Genomic DNA, 18,770 nt, shown 5'->3' with positions numbered 1-18,770 from the left:
CGCGTGGCCAGCAGGGAGTGGCCGCCCAGGGCGAAGAAGTCATCCCGCGCGCCGACGGTGGGCACGCTCAGCACGTCGGACCAGAGGGCCGCGAGCTTCTGCTCGGTCCCGAGCCGGGGGGCTTCGTGGGCGTGCGCCTGGGCTTCGGGCACGGGCAGCGCCTTGCGGTCCACCTTGCCGTTGGGCGTCAGGGGCAGGGCGTCCAGCATCACGTAGGCGGCGGGCGCCATGGACTCGGGCAGCGTCTGCTGGAGGTGGGCGCGCAGCTCGGCGGCGTCGGGTGCGCGGGTGCTCGGGACGACGTAGGCGACGAGCCGCGCGTTGCCCGGTACGTCCTCGCGCACCAGGACGAGCGCCTGGGCGACGGCGGGGTGCTGACGCAGCAGGGCTTCGATTTCACCCAGCTCGATGCGCAGGCCGCGCAGCTTCACCTGGAAGTCGATGCGGCCCAGGTATTCGAGCGTGCCGTCCTCGCTCCAGCGCGCCTTGTCGCCCGTGCGGTACATGCGCTCGCCGGGGGTGGTGGCGAAGGGGTTCGGGACGAAGCGCTCGGCGGTGCGGGCGGGCTGGCCCAGGTAGCCGCGCGCCAGGCCCGCTCCCGCGATGAAGAGCTCACCGGCGACACCGACGGGCACCGGTTGCTGGTGCGCATCCAGCACGTACGTGCGCACGTTGAGCAGCGGCCCGCCCAGCGTGGGGCGCGTCGCCGGGCGGACGGCGAAGGCGGTGGCGTCCACCGTGCACTCGGTGGGGCCATAGACGTTGAAGGTGCGCGTTCGCGTCGATGCCGCGAGCGTCGCCCACGTCGTCTCATCCAGGGCTTCACCGCCGGGCACGAGCAGGGCCGGGGCGAAGTCTCCATCCAGCAGTCCCGCCTGGAGCAGCAGTCGCAGCAGGGACGGCGTGCAGTCCAGCACGTCCACGCGGAGCCCGCGCACCCACGGCACCATGGCCTCCGCGTCCTGACGGATGGCGTCCGGGACAATGCACAGGCAGTGGCCGTCCAGCAGTTGCACGACCTGCTTGACGGAGCCGTCGAAGGCAAGCGGCGCGTTGACGCTGACCCGCAGGCCGGAAGGCTGCGCTTCGTAGACGGTCCGCTTCAGCGCCGCATGCAGGTTGAGCACCGAGCGGTGCTGCACCATCACGCCCTTGGGCGTGCCCGTGGAGCCCGAGGTGTAGATGACGTAGGCCAGATTCCCGGGGCCGGCCCACGGCGCCGGGTCGTGCGTCGGCTCCGAGGCCAGGTGTTCACCCGTCGCGTCCAGGCACGGCGTCTGGAGGCCCGAAGCCTCCAGCTCTGCTGCCAACCGCTGGGGAGCGAGGACGACGCAGGCAGCGCTGTCCTGGATGGCGAAGGTCCTGCGCTGGACCGGCCAGGCAGGATCCAGGGGCACGTAGGCGCCGCCGGCCTTGAGGACACCGAGCAGCGCGACCACCATCTCCACGGACCGCTCGAAGCAGAGCGCGGCGCGCACCTCCGGCCCGACCCCCCGGGCTCGCAGCGCGTGGGCGAGCTGGTTCGCTCGGGCGTTGAGCTGGGTGAAGGTCAGGACTTCGTCCTCGTCGCGGACCGCGGGGGCGCCGGGCGTGCGCGCCACCTGCTGTTCGAAGAGGCCGTGGAAGGTGCTCTCGCGCACCGGCTCCCGGGCGGTGTCATTCCAGTCCACGAGCATCCGCTGGCGCTCCTCGGGCGTCAGCAGCGGCAGGTCGTGGAGGGGCTGCTCGGGCCTGGCGACGAGGGACTCCAGCAGCACCTGGAAGTGCCGCGCGAGGCCGGTGGCCGTGGCCCTGGAGATCCGCGCGGCGCGGTACTGGAGCACGCCCTGGAGTCCGTCCGGCGTGTCGCTCAGGTTGAGGGAGAGCTCGAACTTGCTGGGAGCCGCGAGCTCCTCCCCGAAGGGACGGAGCGTCAGGGAGGGCAGGGCGAGCGCCTCCACCGGCAGGTTCTGCAACACGAAGAACGCCTGGAACAGGGGCGTGCGGTCCAGGTCGCGTTCGGGATGCAGCTCCTCGACGAGCTTCTCGAACGGGACGTCCTGGTGTTCGAAGGCGCCCAGCGTGCCTTCGCGCACCTGGGCCAGCAGCTCCCGGAACGAAGCCACCGCGCCGGGCCGCGCGCGCAGCACCAGCGTGTTGACGAAGAAGCCGATGAGGCCTTCGAGCTCAGAGAAGCGCCGGCCCGCGATGGGCGTGCCCACCAGCAGATCGTCCTGCCCGGTGTAGCGCGAGAGCAGGAGCTGGTACGCGGCCAGCAGGACCATGAACGGCGTGGCCCCTTCCTTCCGGGCCAGTGCGTCGACGGCGTGGCTCAGCTCCCGGGGCAGGCTCAACGGGATGCGCGCTGCCTGCGCGGTCGGGGCGGAGGGGCGCGATGTCCCGGTGGGCAGCTCCAGTTGCGTGGGGGCACCGGCGAGGTGCTGGCGCCACCAGGAGACCTGCTGCTCCAGCACGTCGCCGTGCAGCCACGAGCGCTGCCACGCGGCGTGGTCGGCGTACTGCACCGGCAGCGCGGGCAACGCGGTGGAGCGGCCCTGACGGAGCGACTCGTACAGGGCGGCCATCTCGCGCACGAGCACGCCGGTGGACCAGCCGTCGGAGATGATGTGGTGCAGCGTCAGCAGCAGGACGTGCTGGGACCCACCCAGCTTCAGCAGGTGGACCCGCAGCAGCGGGCCGGCGGCGAGGTCGAAGGGGCGCGCGGCCTCCTCCGCGGCGAGCCGGTGCACTTCGGCTTCGGGGTTCGCGGCGGCCGTCAGGTCCGTGCGAGGCAGGTGGAAGGGCGCGGCCGGGAGGATGTGCTGCACGGGCGCGCCGTCGCGCTGCGGGAAGGTGGTGCGCAGCGTTTCATGCCGGTGCACCAGCGCTTCGAAGGCGCGCTCCAGGGCCTCGACGTCCAGGGGCCCCTCCGCGCGCAGCGCCACGGGCATGTTGTACGCGGGGGAGCCGGGCTGGAGCTGATCCAGGAACCACAGGCGCTGCTGCGCGTACGACAGCGGCAGGACGCCGTCGCGTGACGTGGGCACCAGCGGGGGGAGCCCGGGCAGACCCTTCGCGGTGGCGTCGATCCTCCGGGCCAGCTCGCGGAGGGTGGGCGCCTCGAAGTGCACGCGCAGCGGCAGCTCCACCCCGAAGGTGGAGCGGATGCGGCTGACCACGCGGGTCGCGAGCAGGGAGTGTCCCCCCAGCTCGAAGAACTGATCGTCCACGCCGATGCGCGGGATGCCCAGCACCTGCGACCACAGCTCGGCGAGCGCCTGCTCCGTGGGGGTGGAGGGCGGCTGGAAGCTTCCGCTCCCGGTGGGCTGCTCCGGCACGGGCAGCACCTTGCGGTCCACCTTGCCGTTGGGCGTCCGGGGAAGCGCGGGCAGCACGACCAGGGCCGCGGGCACCATGAAGCCGGGTAGCCGCTGCTGCACGTGCGCGCGCAACGCCGCTACGTCCGGGAGGGCGCCGGCCTGGGTCGGTGCCACGTAGGCGACGAGCCGACGGTCGCCGGGCACGTCCTCGCGCACCACCACCACCGCTTCGTACACGCCAGGGAAGGCGCGCAGGGCCTCTTCCACCTCGCCCAGTTCGATGCGGAAGCCGCGCACCTTCACCTGGAAGTCGATGCGGCCCTGGTACTCCAGCGTGCCGTCCGCCTTCCAACGGATCTTGTCGCCCGTCCGGTACATGCGCGCGCCCGGGACGGACGCGAACGGATCCGGCACGAAGCGCTCCGCCGTCAGGTGCGGCCGGTGCAGGTAGCCGCGCGCCAGCCCGGCCCCGCCCAGGTACAGCTCCCCGGACACGCCCACCGGCACGGGGCGCAGCTCCGCGTCCAGCACGTACGCCTGCGTGCCCGCGAGCGGGCGGCCGATGGACGGCGGCAGCGCGGACTGCTCCGACACCCGCGCGTACGTCGAATAGGTCGTGTCCTCCGTGGGGCCGTAGAGGTTGTAGACGTCCCGCACCGTCCCGGTGGCGTACAGCGCCCGGGCCAGCGCCGCCGGCAGCGGTTCTCCGGCGAGGTTGACGGTGCGCACCGAGGCAGGGAGCGCCTGCATCCGCAGCAGCTCCGCCATCGCGGAGGGCACCGTGTTGACGAGCGTCACCTCGTCGCGCGCCGGCAGCGACGCCAGCGCCAGGGCGTTGTCCGCCAGGTACACCCGGCCGCCACGGGCCAGGGGGACGAACAGCTCGAACACGGACAGGTCGAAGCTCACCGACGTCGCCGCCAGCACGCCGGCCAGCTGCTCACGGGAGAAGGTGTCCAGCGCCCAGTGCACGAACGCCACCGCGCTGCGGTGTGCCACCGCCACGCCCTTGGGGCGCCCCGTGCTTCCGGACGTGTAGAGGACGTAGGCCAGCGGATCCGACAGGTCGATGCGTGCCGGCCGGTGCGTCGGTTGATGCGCCACGGCCGTGAAGCCGTCCAGCAGCACGTCCTGGACGCCGGGGGCCGCCAGCCGCTCCGCCACCGAACGCTGCGTCAGCCGCACGGGCGCGCTCGAGTCCTCCAGCATGGAGGTCAGCCGCTCATGCGGGTACGCCGGATCCAGCGGCACGTAGGCGCCGCCGGCCTTCAGCACGCCCAGCAGCGCCACCACCAGCTCGGCGGTGCGCTCCAGGCACACGGCCACCGGAACGTCCGGGCCCACGCCCAGCGCGCGCAGGTGGTGCGCGAGCTGGTTGGCCCGCGCGTCGAGCTGCCGGTAGGTGAGCCGCTGCGTGCCCACCACCAACGCGATGGCGTCCGGGGTGCGCTCCACCTGGGCTTCCACCAGGTGGTGCAGGGCCCCGGCCGTCGAAGGCACCGGGCCCGTGCGGTTCCATTCGACGAGCACCTGCTCGCGCTCGGCCGCGTCCAGCAGGCTGACGTGGGACACGGGTGCATCCGCGTCCGCCGTCACCGCCGTGAGCAGCCGCGCGAAGTGCCGCGCCATGCGCGCCACCGTCGCCTCGTCGAAGAGGTCCGTGTTGTAGCCGAGCGTCCCGACGAACACGCCGTCGCGCTCCTCCAGGCCGAGGCCGAGGTCGAACTTGGCGCTGGTGTCCTCCACGGGCTCCATGCCCAGCACCAGGCCGGGCAGCGCGAGCGTCGTGCCCGGGGCGTTCTGGAGCGCGAACATCACCTGGAACAGCGGACCCCGGCTCAGGTCGCGCTGGGGGTGCAGCGCTTCCACCAGCCATTCGAAGGGCACGTCCTGGTGCGCGTAGGCCGAGAGCGCCGTGGTCCGCACGCGGGCCAGCAGCCCCGCGAAGGAGTCCCGCGCGTCGATGCGGGCGCGCAGCACCAGGGTGTTCACGAAGAAGCCGATGAGGCCCTCGGTCTCCGCGTGGTGGCGGTTCGCGATGGGCGAGCCGACGCTCACGTCGTCTTGGCCGGAGTAGCGCGACAGCAACAACTGCCAGGCCGCCAGGAGCACCATGAAGTCGGTGGCGCCGTGCTTCTGGGCCAGCTGCTTCACGGCGTCACCCAGCGCGCGCTCCAGCCGCACGGGGACGGCCGCGCCGTTGAAGGTCTGCACGGCGGGCCGGGGTCGGTCCGTGGACAGCTCCAGGGCCGCGGGCGCTCCCTCCAGGGCGTCGCGCCACCAGGCCAGCTCGCGCCCCAGCGTCTCTTCCCGCAGCCACTTGCGCTGCCACACGGCGTAGTCCGCGTACTGGAGCGGCAGCGGCGGCAGGGCGGGCGTCACGCCTTCGTGGAAGGCGCGGTACAGCTCGCCCAGCTCGCGCACCAGGATCGCGATGGACCAACCGTCGGTGACGATGTGGTGCAGCGTCAGCAGCAGCAGGTGCCGCTGGGGCTCCAGGCGCAGCAGCGTGGTCCGCATCAGCGGCCCGCGCGCCAGGTCGAACGGGCGCCAGGCTTCCGTCACCGCCAGCCGCCGGGCCTCCTGCTCGCGCGTCGCCGCGGGCACGGGCTCCAGGTCCACGACGGCCAGCGCCGTGAGCGACTCCGGGTGGACGTGCTGCACGGGCGCATCGCCTTGCAGCGGGAAGGTGGTGCGCAGCACTTCGTGACGCTGGACCAGGGCGTGGAGCGCCCGCCGCAGGGCCTCCGTGTCGAGCGCGCCCTCCAGCCGCACCACGCTGGGCACGTTGTAGGTCGTGCCGCCCGGCTGGAGCTGATCCAGGAACCACAGACGCTGCTGCGCGAACGACAGGGGAGGGGGCCCCGCGTGCTCCACCCGCTCCATCGCGGGCGCGGTGACGCGCGGCAGGTGCGCCAGGCGCTCCGCGAGCAGCGCCACCGTGGGCGCTTCGAACAACTGGCCCAGGGGCAGCTCCACGCCCAGCGTGGCGCGGATGCGGGAGACCACCTGGGTGGCCAGCAGGGAGTGGCCTCCCAGCTCGAAGAAGTCGTCGCTGACGCTCACGCGCTCCAGGTGCAGCACCTCCGCCCAGATGGCGGCGAGGCGGGCTTCCGTCTCATCGCGGGGCGCGGTGAAGGCGTCCGCCTGCGCCGGTGCCGGGGCCTCCGGCGCGGGCAGGGCCTTGCGGTCCACCTTGCCGTTGGGCGACAGCGGCAGCGCGTCCAGCAGGACCACCGCCGAGGGCACCATGTAGTCCGGCAGCACCTTCTGCACCCAGGCCCGGACCGCCTTGCCGTCCTCCTGCGTACCCGCCACGTACGCGACGAGCCGCTTGTCGCCCGGCACGTCCTCGCGCACCACGACCACGGCCTCCGCCACGCCAGGACACCGGCGCACCGCGGCCTCCACCTCGCCCAGTTCGATGCGGAAGCCGCGCAGCTTCACCTGGAAGTCCGTGCGGCCCAGGAACGCCAGCGTCCCGTCCGCCCGCCACTTCACCTGGTCGCCGGTGCGGTAGAGCCGCGTCCCCGGCAGGGTCCCGAAGGGGTTCGGGACGAAGCGCTCCGCCGTCAGCTCCGGCTGATCCAGGTAGCCCCACGCGAGCCCGTCGCCTCCGACGTGCAGCTCACCGGGCACGCCCACCGGAACGGGCCGACCGGCCGGATCCAGGACGTACGCAGTGGAGTGCGCCAGGGGCCGGCCAATGGGCACCTGGTGGTCCACCGCGTCCCCGTGCCGCAGCGCCTGCGTCACGGAGAAGGTGGTGTTCTCCGTCGGCCCGTAGCCGTTGATCAGCACCGCGCCCTGCGGCATCCGCGCCAGGTGCTCCCGGACGCGCACGGCGGGGAGCACGTCGCCTCCGGCCAGCAACTGGTTCACGCTCGCCAGCGCGTCCGGCTGGTGCTGCGCCATCTGTTCGAACAGCGCGGCGGTGAGCCAGAGCGAGTCCACCGCGTGCCGCGTCAGCAGCCCGCCCAGCTCCTCCAACGACAGCGCGTGCGGCGGGGCCAGCACCAGCCGAGCCCCGTGCAGCAGGGCGCCCCAGATCTCCAGCGTCGACGCGTCGAAGGCCACCGGCGCGGCCTGGAGCCAGGTGCGCTCCGGTCCGAAGCGCGCGAAGCCCTGGCCCTCCACGAGCCGCACCACGCCCCGGTGGGGCACGCACACGCCCTTCGGCTGGCCCGTGCTCCCGGAGGTGAACATCACGTAGGCCAGGGCCTCCGCGCCTCCGCGCGATTCGGGTGCGCTCACCGGCCGGGCCGCGAGCGCCTTCGCCTCCTCGTCCACGAGCACCAGCAGGGCGCCGGTCTCCGGCAGGTCATCCGCCAGCGAGGACTGCGTCAGCAGGACGCCCACGCGCGCCTGCGACAGCATGGACATCTGCCGCTGCGCGGGGGCCCCGGCGTCGATCGGCACGTAGGCGGCCCCGGCCTTCAGCACGCCCAGCAGCGCCACCACCAGCTCCACCGAACGCTCCAGGTACACGCCCACTCGCGCGCCCGCGGTCACGCCCAGCGCCCGGAGGTGGTGCGCGACCTGGTTGGAGCGCCGCTCCAGCTCCGCGTACGTCAGGGTCCGCTCCGCCTGGACCAGCGCGACCGCGTCCGGCGTGCGCGCGGCCTGCGCGAAGAACCGCTCGTGGATGGACGCATCGCGCGGGGAGTCCGACGCGGTGGCGTTCCACTCGCGCAGCAGCCGTGCCTGCTCCGCCGCGTCCATCAGCGGCAGCGCGCCGAGGGTCCGCTCCGGCGCCTCGGTGATGCCCCGGGCCAGCGTGGCCAGGTGGGAGGCCATCGCCTCCACCGTGGCGGTGTCGTAGAGGTCGGTGTTGTGGACGATGGCGCCGGTGAAGCCCTCCGCCGTCTCCTCCAGGTGCAGCGAGAGGAAGAAGGGCGACGTGCGCGGCTCCGGATCCAGCAGCCGCAGCGCGAGCCCCCGCACGGACAGCTCCGGCATCGGCGTGTTGTGCAGGGTGAACGTCACCTGGCACAGCGGCGGATGGCTCAGGCTGCGCTCGGTCTGGAGCGCCTCCACCAGCTTCTCGAAGGGCAGGTCCTGGTGCGCGAAGGCCCCCAGCGCGGCCTCCTTCACCTGGGCCAGCAGCTCGCTGAAGCGCAGGTCGCCACGGGGCTTCGCCCGCAGGACCAGCGTGTTGACGAAGCAGCCCACCAGCGCCTCGGTCTCCACCCGGTGGCGCCCGGCCACCGGCGAGCCCACGAGCACGTCCTCCTGCCCGGAGTACCGGTGCAGCAGCGTCTGCCACGCCGCGAGCAGCACCATGAAGGGGGTGGCGCCCTCGCGCAGTGCGAGCGCCTTGATCGCCTGGGACACGTCCTTCGGCAACCGGACTGGCACCCGGGCGCCATGGAACGTCTGGGCCGCGGGGAGCGGGCGGTCCGTGGGCAGCTCCAGCACGCGGGGCGCGCCCGCGAGCTTCGACTTCCAGTACCCCAGCTGCTGCTCCAGCACCTCGCCCTGGAGCGTGCGCCGCTGCCACACGGTGTAGTCCACGTACTGCACGGGCAGCGCGGGCAGTGAGGGCTCACCGCCCGCGGAGAGGTCCGCGTAGAGCGAGGCGATCTCCCGCACCACCACGCCCATGGACCAGCCGTCGGAGACGACGTGGTGCAGGGTCAGCAGCAGCAGGTGGCGCTGGGGCTCCAGGCGCAGCAGCGACGCGCGCATCAGCGGCCCTCGCGCCAGGTCGAAGGGCTTCAGGCCCTCCTCGGCGGTGAGGCGCGCGGACTCGCGCTCGCGCTCGTCCGGAGACAGGGCCTCCAGGTCCACGCGCTCCAGCGTCAGCGACGTGTCCCCGGCCAGCACCTGCACGGGGCCGTCCGCCTCCGAGCGGAACGTGGTGCGCAGCGCTTCGTGCCGCCGCGCCAGGTGCTGGAAGCAGCGCTCCAGCACGGCCACGTCCAGCGGCCCGTCCATCCGGATCGCGGTGGCGATGTTGTGGAAGGGGCTGCCGGGCTCCATCTGGTCCAGGAACCACAGCCGCTGCTGGGCGAACGACAGCGGGAAGGCCCGCCCGTCGCGGGCCTGGGGCAGCAGGGGCGTCGTCGCGACCGACGGCAGGGCCCGCGTCAGCTCGATGCGCGCGGCCAGCTCCGCCACCGTGGGGGCGACGAAGAGCTCGCGCACGGGCAGGTCCGCGCCCAGGGACTCGCGCACGCGGGAGATGACCTGCGTGGCCAGCAGCGAGTGGCCGCCCAGCTCGAAGAAGTTGTCGTGCAGGCCCACCTGCTCCAGCCGCAGCACCTGCGCCCACAGCGACGCGAGCGCCTGCTCCAGGGCGGTGCGGGGCGCCACGAACTCGCGCTCCAGCTCCGGGCGGGCGCCGTCGGGATCCGGCAGCGCCTTGCGGTCCACCTTGCCGTTGGAGGTGATGGGGATGGCCGGCACGGCGAGGAAGGCCGAGGGCACCATGTACTCGGGCAGCTTGCGGCCTGCCCAGCGGCGCAGCTCGGACACGGAGGGCAGGGTTTCGCCCGCGCGCGCCACCAGGTACGCCACCAGCCGCCGGTCTCCCCGCGCGGGGCCCCGGGCGTCCACCACCGCCTCGTGCACCGCCGGATGCTCCGCGAGCACCGTCTCGATCTCACCGGTCTCCACGCGGAAGCCGCGCACCTTCACCTGCTGGTCGGCGCGGCCCAGGAACTCGATGTTGCCGTCCGGGAAGAAGCGGGCCCGGTCTCCCGTCTTGTACATGCGCGCCCCCTCCCCGGCATGGAAGGGATCCGGCACGAAGCGCTCGGCGGTGAGCGCCGGGGCGTGGGCGTAGCCGTCGGCCAGGCACTCGCCGCCGATGAAGAGATCGCCCGTGACGCCCACCGGCTGGGGACGCAGGCGCGCGTCGAGCACGTAGTAGCGGGCGTTGGAGATGGGGCGGCCATACGGGATGGACGTCCACGCGGGCTCCAGCGCGCCCACGCGGAAGAAGTTGGACCAGATGGTCGCTTCCGTGGCGCCGCCCAGGCTGATGACCTGGGCGTGGGGGAAGACGGCGCGGATGGCGTCCGGCAGGGTGAGGGGGATCCAGTCGCCGGAGAGGAACACGCGCCGCAGGGCCGGGCCGCCCGCGCCGAAGTGGGTCGTCAACTGCTGGAGCGCGGCGGGCGCGCTGTCCCAGAAGGTGATGTCGCGCTCGCGCAGCATCGCGGCCAGCCGCTCTGGATCGCGCAGGTCCTTCGCGGTGGCGACGACCAACGTCCCGCCGACCGCGAGCACGCCGAACACGTCGTAGACGGACAAATCGAAGCAGGGCGAGGTGACGAAGAGCAGCCGCTCCGACGGGCCCACCTGGAACGTGGTGTTCACCCAGTGGATGAGGTTGATGGCGGGCGCGTGGCGCACGGAGACGCCCTTGGGCCGGCCCGTGGAGCCCGACGTGTGGATGATGTACGCCAGGTTGTCAGGCCGCACGTCCGTCGTCGGCGTGTCCTCGCGGCCGGTGCCCAGGTCCAGCCCGCCCTCGCCCAGACAGAGGACGCGCACGCCGGTGTCGCTGAACGCGTCCGCCAGGGGGGCCTGGGTGAGCAGGATGGCCGCGCCGGAGTTGCGCAGGATGAAGGCGGAGCGATCCGCGGGGTACTCCGCGTCGATGGGGACGTACGCGCCGCCCGCCTTGAGGATGCCGAGCATCGCGACCAGCAGGTCGAAGGAGCGCTCCAGGCAGAAGGCCACGGTCTGCTCCGGCCGGACGCCCAGCGACAGCAGGTGCCACGCGAGCCGGTTGGAGCGCAGGTGCAGCTCGCGGTACGTGAGCCGCTCATCGCCCAGCTCCGCGGCGATGGCGTCCGGGGTACGCAGGGCCTGGGCGATGAACGGCTCATGCAGGCAGCGCTCGCGCGGGAAGTCGGCGCGGGTGTCGTTCCACGCTTCGAGGATGCGCTGCTGCTCCGGGGGCGTGAGCCAGGCCAGGTCGTCCAGGCGCGCCTCCGGCCGGGCCAGGGCGGACTCCAGCAGCACGCCCAGGTGCGTCACCATCCGGGCCGCGGTCGCCGCGGTGAACAGGTCGGTGCTGTACTCGAGCGAGCCGCGGTAGCCGTCCCCGGTGTCCGTCAGGGACAGCACCAGCTCCAGCTTGGCCGTCTGGCTCTCCTGCTCCACCGGGACGAATGTCAGCCCACCGGCCTCCAGCGCTCCGCCCGGAGCGTTCTGCAGGGCGAACAGCACCTGGACGAGCGGCGGCCGGCTGAGATCACGCGCCAGGTCCAGGGCCTCCACCAGCCGCTCGAAGGGCACCGACGGGTGCGCGAGCGCGCCCAGCGTCGTCTCCCGCACCTGGCCCAGCAGCGTCAGGAAGCTCTCCGCGCCGGACAGGCGCGCGCGCAGGGGCAGCGTGTTGACGAACAGGCCGATGAGGCCCTCCCACTCCGGCCGCTCGCGACCCGCGACGGGCGTGCCCACGACGACGTCGTCCTGGCCGCTGTAGCGACCCAGCAGCGCCTGGAAGGTCGCGAGCAGCGCCATGAAGGGCGTGACGCCCTGGCGCAGGCAGAACGCCTCCAGCGCGGCGGTGAGCGCGCGCGGCAGGTGCACCGGCTGTGAGGCGCCGCGCGGGGACAGGGTGGCGGGGCGGGGGAAGTCGGTGGGCAGTTCCAACGAGCGCGGCACGTGGGCCAGCTGGCGCCGCCAGTACGCGAGCTGTGACTCCAGCGCTTCGGCCTGGAGCACGTCGCGCTGCCAGTGCGCGTAGTCGGCGTACTGCAACGGCAGCGGGGCCAGCGGCGCGGGCTGTCCGGCCCGGAAGGCGCGGTAGAGGGCCGCCATCTCGCGGATGAGCACGCCCATGGACCAGCCGTCGGAGACGATGTGGTGCATCGTCATCAAGAGCACGTGCCGCGTGCCGTGCAGCTTCAGCAGCGTCATGCGCAGCAGCGGACCGTGCTCCAGGTCGAAGGGCCGCACGGCCTCCGCCAGCATGAGGCGCGTGGCCTCCGCTTCGGGCTCCGCGTGCCCGGACAGGTCCACCACGGGCAGCGGCACGGGCGCGGCCGGACGGATGACCTGGACCGGCCTGCCGGAGGCGTCACGGAAGGTGGTGCGCAGGGCTTCGTGGCGGAACACCAGCGCGTCGAAGCCCTGGCGCAGCGCCTCCACGTCCAGCGCGCCCTCCATGCGGAGCGCCGCCGGGATGTTGTACGTGGCGGTGCCGGGCTGGAGCTGCTCCAGGAACCACAGGCGCTGCTGCGCGAACGACAGCGGGAGCACGCCGTCGCGAGGCGCGAGCTTGAGCGGCGCCAGCCGGCTGCCCGGCCCGGCCTGGAGCGCGGCATCGACCTGGATGGCCAGCCGCTCCACGGAAGGCGATTCAAAGAGGGCCCGCAGCGGCAGGGCGATGCCGAAGGCCGCGCGCAGGCGGGACAGGGCCTGGGTGGCGAGCAGCGAGTGGCCGCCCCGTTCGAAGAAGTCGTCCTGCGCGCCCATGTCCGGCACGCGCAGCACCTCCGCCAGCAGCAGGGCGAGCCGCCGCTCCGTGTCCGTGCGCGGGGCCACGTAGGCCCGCTGCGTGAGCGCGCCTTCCGGCGCGGGCAGGGCCTTGCGGTCCACCTTGGCGTTCGCCGTGAGGGGCAGGGCGTCCAGCGGGACGATGGCGGACGGCACCATGTACTCCGGCAGGCGCTGCTGGAGCGACGCGCGCAGCGCGCCGAGGTCCACCACCTGGCCCTCGGGGGGCACCACGTAGCCCACGATCCGCTTGTCGCCCGGCACGTCCTCGCGCACCACGGCCACGGCGGCGCGGATGCCCGGCGCCGCGAGCAGCGCGGCCTCCACTTCGGACAGCTCCACGCGGAAGCCGCGCACCTTCACCTGGAGGTCGGCGCGGCCCAGGAACTCCAGCACCCCGTCCGCGCGCCAGCGCGCCTTGTCGCCGGTGCGGTAGAGCCGGGCCCCCGCCTCGGCGCCGAACGGATCCGGCACGAAGCGCTCGGCGGTGAGGTCCGGCCGGCCCAGGTAGCCCCGCGCGACGCCGGGTCCGCCGACGTACAGCTCTCCCGGGACGCCCACGGGCATGGGCTGGAAGTGGTCGTCCAGCAGGTACACCCGCGTGTTGGAGATGGGCTGGCCAATGGGCACGGTGGTGCCCGGCTGCTCCGGCCGCGTCATCCGGAAGCACGTCGTGAAGAGCGTGGCCTCCGTGGGGCCGTAGCAGGCGGTGACGGGGATGCGCAGCGTCTCCAGCACCTTGCGCACGTGCGGGGCGGAGACGACGTCGCCGCCGGTGAGCAGCTGCCGGACGCCGCGCAGGCTCTCCGGCTTCAGGTCCACCACCTGCGTGAAGAGGCCGGAGGTGAGGTGCAGCGTGGTGACGCGGTGGTGCTCCAGGACGTGGCCCAGCAGCTCCAGGTCGCTGGGGGACTGGGGCGGGAAGAGCACCAGCCTGCCGCCAAAGGCGAGCGGCCCCCACAGCTCCAGGACGGAGGCGTCGAAGGACACCGGCGCGATGAGCAGGAACGTCTCTTCGGGTCCCAGGTGCGCGTAGCGGGGCGCGTGCAGCAGCCGCTGGATGCTCCGGTGGTCCACCGCGACGCCCTTGGGGCGGCCGGTGCTCCCGGAGGTGAAGACCACGTAGGCCAGGTTCCGTGCCGACACGCCGGTGACGGGCGGCGTGGACGGCAGGGCCTTCCAGCCGTCCTCCTCCACGAAGATGCGCCGCGCGGACTCCAGCTCCGGCAGCTTCGCGCCCAGCTCCCGCGTGGTGACCAGCACCCGCGCGCCGGAGTCCTCCAGCATGTGCGTCAGGCGCTGGGCGGGATAGGACGCGTCCAGCGGCACGTAGGCGCCGCCGGCCTTGAGGATGGCCAGCAGCGTCACCACCAGCTCCGGCGAGCGCTCCAGGCACAGCGCCACGGCCACGTCGGGGCCCACGCCCAGCGAGCGCAGGCGGTGCGCGAGCCGGTTCGCGAGCGCGTCCAGCTGCGCGTACGTGAGCCGGTGCTCGCCGGACTCCACGGCCACGGAGTCCGGACGCTGCGCGGCCTGCCGCTCCACCAGGGTGTGCAGGCAGGTGTCCGCGGGGTAGTCCGCGTCGGTCGCGTTGAAGCCCTCCATCACCTGGAGCCGCTCGGCCACGGGCATCAGGGGCAGGGTGGCCAGCGGCGCGTCGGGCGACGCGAGCGCGCCCTCCAGCAGCACGCGCAGGTGTCCCGCGAGGCGCTCGGCGGTGGCGGGCGCGTACAGGTCGGTGTTGTACGTGAGGGTTCCGTGGAAGCCGTCACGCGTGGGGAAGAGGGACACCTCCAGGTCGAACTTCGACGTGCCGGGGTCCAGGTCCAGGGGCTGCAACTTCATGCCCGGCACCTCCAGCACGCCCTGCGGCGCGTTCTGGAGGGCGAAGAACACCTGGAAGAGCGGCGGGAGGCCCAGGTTGCGCGCGGGCTGGAGCTCCTCCACCAGCTTCTCGAAGGGCACGTCCTGGTGCGCGTAGGCGCCCAGCGTCGCCTCGCGCACCTGATCCACCAGGGCGCGGAAGGACGCGGCCTGGCCGGGACGGGCGCGCAGCACCAGCGTGTTGACGAAGAAGCCGATGAGCCCCTCCAGCTCGGAGAAGCGGCGGCCGGCCATGGGCGAGCCGACGAGGATGTCGTCCTGCCCGCTGTAGCGGTGGAGCAGCGTGTACCAGGCGGCCAGCAGCACCATGAACGGCGTGGCTTCCTGCTGGCGGGCCCGCTCCTTCACCGCGTCCGCGAGCTCGCGCGGCAGGTGGAGGGGGACGACGGCGCCCCGGAAGGACTGCACCGGGGGACGCGGGAAGTCGGTGGGCAGCTCCAGCGTCGCGGGCGCGCCGGCCAGCGCCTCACGCCACCAGGCGAGCTGCGTGGGCAGTCCGTCGCCCTGGGTGAGGAAGCGGTGCTGCCAGAGCGCGTAGTCGGCGTACTGCACCGGCAGCGGGGGGAGCGCTGGAGGCTGTCCGGCCCGGAAGGACAGGTAGAGCGAGGCCAGCTCCCGCACCAGCACGCCCATGGACCAGCCGTCGGAGACGATGTGGTGCATCACCAGCGCCAGCACGTGCCGCGCGTCGTCCAGGCGCAGCAGGGTCGCGCGCAGGAGGGGACCGTGGGTGAGGTCGAACGGGCGGGACAGCTCCTCCAGGGCGCGCCGCCGCGCCTCCGCGTCGCGGGTCTCCGGCGGCAGCGCGCGCAGCTCCACCCATTCGAGCGGGACGGGCGTGGGCGGGTGGATGTGCTGCACGCCCTGGTCGCCCACCGACGCGAAGGTGGTGCGCAGCGCTTCGTGTCGCTGCACGAGCGCGTCCAGGCTTCGGCGCAGCGCCTCCACGTCCAGCGCGCCCTCCATCTGGAGGACCGCGGGCAGGTTGTAGGTGGCCGTGTCGGGTTCGAGCTGCTCCAGGAACCACAGGCGCTGCTGCGAGGACGACAGCGGCAGCGGGCCTTCGCGTCCGCTCGCCACCAGGGGCGGGAGCGCCAGCACGGCCGGGGCCTCGGAGCGGGGGCGCTGGCGCTCGCGCACGCGCTCCGCGAGCCGCGCCACCGTGGGCGACTCGAACAGCTCGCGCACCGCCAGCTCCACGCGGCAGCGGTCGCGCAGGGCCCCGAGCAGTTGCAGGCCGATGACCGAGTCCCCGCCCAGCTCGAAGAAGCTGTCGTGGATGCCGATGGGGTGGATGCCGAGCAGCCCGCTCCACACCTCGCAGAGCTCCGTCTCCAGGGCGTCGCGAGGCGGCGCATGGGAGACGCTCAGCTCCGGCCGGTTGCCCGGGTCGGCCGCGGCTTCCGCGCTCGGGGCCACGGTGTCGGCGGGTTCCTGGACGGGGGGCGCTGCCTGGGTGGCGCCCGGCGGCGGCGCTCCTGGCCCCAGGGTGGGCTCCAGCCAGTGGCGCTGCCGCTCGAAGGGGTAGGTGGGCAGCGACACGCGTCGGCGCGCCGCGCGGCCGTTGAAGGCCTTCCAGTCCACCTCCACGCCCGCCTGCCACGCCTTGCCCACGGCCTCCAGCAGGACGGGCACGTCGCGCTCGCGCTCCAGCGCGTGCGGCAGCGTGGGGGACACGACGACGCCCGCCGCGCGCTCCGGGTGCTGGAGCGTGAAGGTCGTCAGCGCGTTGCCGGGGCCCACCTCCAGCGCGAGCAGGTCCGGCTTGCGCAGCAGGGCCGTGATGCCCTGGGAGAAGCGGACGGCGCCGCGCAGGTGCCGGGCCCAGTAGTCGGGATCCGTGGCCTCCGCCGCCGTCAGGGGCTGGCCCGTGAGGTTGGAGTACAGCTCCACCTGCGGCGCCTTGCGCTCCACGGCGCGCACCGCGCGGGTGAAGGGCTCCAGGATGGGGTCCATCATGGAGGAGTGGAAGGCGTGCGACGTGTGCAGCCGCCGCGCCTTGAGCCCGCGCGCGTCCAGCAGCCGTTCGAGTGACTCCACCGCCGCCAGGGGACCCGCGACGACGCAGCGGCCGGGGGCGTTCACCGCCGCCAGCGACAGCTCCCTCCCCAGCAGGGGCAGCACCGCGTCCTCCGCGAGGGGCACCGCGCTCATCGCGCCCGGGGGCAGGCCCGCCATCAGCCGGCCGCGCTCGCACACCAGCGTCACCGCGTCCGTCACGGTGAAGACGCCCGCCAGACACGCGGCGACGTACTCACCGATGCTGTGTCCCAGCAGCGCCGTGGGACGCAGGCCCCAGTGCATCAGCAGCCGGGCCAGCGCGTACTCCACCGCGAAGAGGGCGGGCTGGGCCCACTCCGTCGCCTTCAGCCGCGCGTCCGCCTCCTCGCCCGCGCCGCCCAGCACCAGGGTGCGCAGGTCCGCGCCGCGCAGGGCGCGCACCCGCTCCGCGCACGCGTCGAAGTGCTCGCGGAACACCGGCTCGCGGCGGTGGAGGCCCGCGGCCATGCCGGCGTACTGCGAGCCCTGGCCGGAGAACAGGAACGCCACCGGGGGCCGCTGGGCGGCCTGCTGGCGCGTGGGCAGCCGCTCCGGTGTGGACAGCGCCGCGAGCGCGTCCTGCGCGTCGCGCACCACGGCGAAGCGGCGGTGCGTGAAGTGCTGGCGTCCGGCCTGGAGCGTGAATGCCACGTCCGCGAGCGGCGTCTCCGGCAGGTCCGCCAGGTGGTCCGCCAGGTTGTCGGTGGCGCGTTGCAGCGCTCCGGCCGTGCGCGCGCTGAGCACCAGGAGCTGGTAGGGCTCCGCGGGGGTGGAGGTCTCCGCGCGGGGCGGCTCCTCCAGGATGATGTGCGCGTTCGTGCCGCCGATGCCCAACGAGGACACGGCCGCGCGCCGGGGGGCGCCGCCCGGCGGGGCGTCCCAGGGCAGGGGACGGTCGTTGACGAAGAAGGGGCTCTCCGGCAGCTCCAGCGCCGGGTTGGGGCGCTTGAAGTGCAGGCTGGGGGGGATGACCCGGTCGCGCAGCGCGAGCGCGACCTTGATGAGGCCCGTCACGCCGGACGCGGCGTCCAGGTGGCCCACGTTGGACTTCACCGAACCGATGGCGCAGAACTGCTTGCGTTTGGTGGACTTGCGCCACGCGCGCGTCAGGCCCTGCAGCTCGATGGGGTCGCCCAGCCGCGTCGCGGTGCCGTGGGCCTCCACGTAGCCGATGCTGTCCGGCTCCACGCCCGCGTTGCCGAGCGCCTCCTGCACCACCTCCGACACGCCGTCCATGCTGGGGGCGGTGAAGCCGACCTTGTTGCTGCCGTCGTTGTTGATGGCGGTGCCCAGGATGATGGCGTGGACGGTGTCACCATCCGCCATCGCCCGGTCCAACGGCTTGAGCACCACGCAGCCCACGCCGCTGCCGAAGAGGGTGCCGCTGGCGTCCGCGTCGAAGCTGCGGCAGTGCCCGTCCACGGAGGCCACGCCCCCGGCGGAGTGCATGTAGCCATTCCGGGTGTGCACGAGCACGGAGGCCCCGCCGACGAGGGCGACGTCGCACTCCTCGTTGAGCAGGGCCTGGCAGGCGACGTGCGTGGCGACGAGCGACGAGGAGCACGCGGACTGCACCAGGTGGCTGGGGCCGCGGAGGTTCAGTTTGTAGGACACCCGCGTCGTCAGGTAGTCCTTGTCGTTGGCCAGCTGGAGCTGGAGCGGATCCGTGGCCAGCGCCACCGGGTTGCGCATCAGGTTGTAGAGCAGGTAGGTGTCCATGGCCGCGCCCGCGTAGACGCCCACGCGGCCCGGCACCTGCTGCGGGTTGTACCCGGCGTCCTCCAGCGCCTCCCACGCGCACTCCAGGAAGTGACGGTGCTGCGGATCCAGCAGCGCCGCCTCCCGAGGCGTGATGCCGAAGAACGCGGCGTCGAACTGCTCCATCTCCTCCAGGTACGCCGCGGCCCGGACGTACCCGGGCTGGGCCACCTGCTCCGCCGGCACGCCGCGCCGCACCAGCTCCTCCGGCGTGAAGAACGACACCAGCTCCGTGCCCTCGCGCACCTGCCGCCAGAAGTCCTGGACCCGTTCGGACTTCGGGTAGTGACCGGCGATACCGATGATGGCGATTTCAGTTCCGGTGCGGCTCAT

1 protein-coding gene (only partly in view) is annotated in these 18,770 nt (G+C 73.4%); it reads right to left on the bottom strand.

Going from position 1 to position 18,770, the window contains the following annotated elements; translation table 11 throughout:
* Window positions 1-18,770 carry the 5' portion of a non-ribosomal peptide synthase/polyketide synthase gene (locus tag OV207_RS36820; protein ID WP_267559748.1) on the bottom strand. It extends 10,450 nt beyond the left edge of the window, so the window shows 18,770 of its 29,220 coding nt (coding positions 1-18,770); the start codon lies at window positions 18,768-18,770; its stop codon lies beyond the left edge, outside the window.

This window comes from Corallococcus sp. BB11-1 (genome assembly GCF_026626625.1).
GTDB lineage: Bacteria > Myxococcota > Myxococcia > Myxococcales > Myxococcaceae > Corallococcus > Corallococcus soli.
This window is presented reverse-complemented; position numbering and strand designations above follow the sequence as displayed.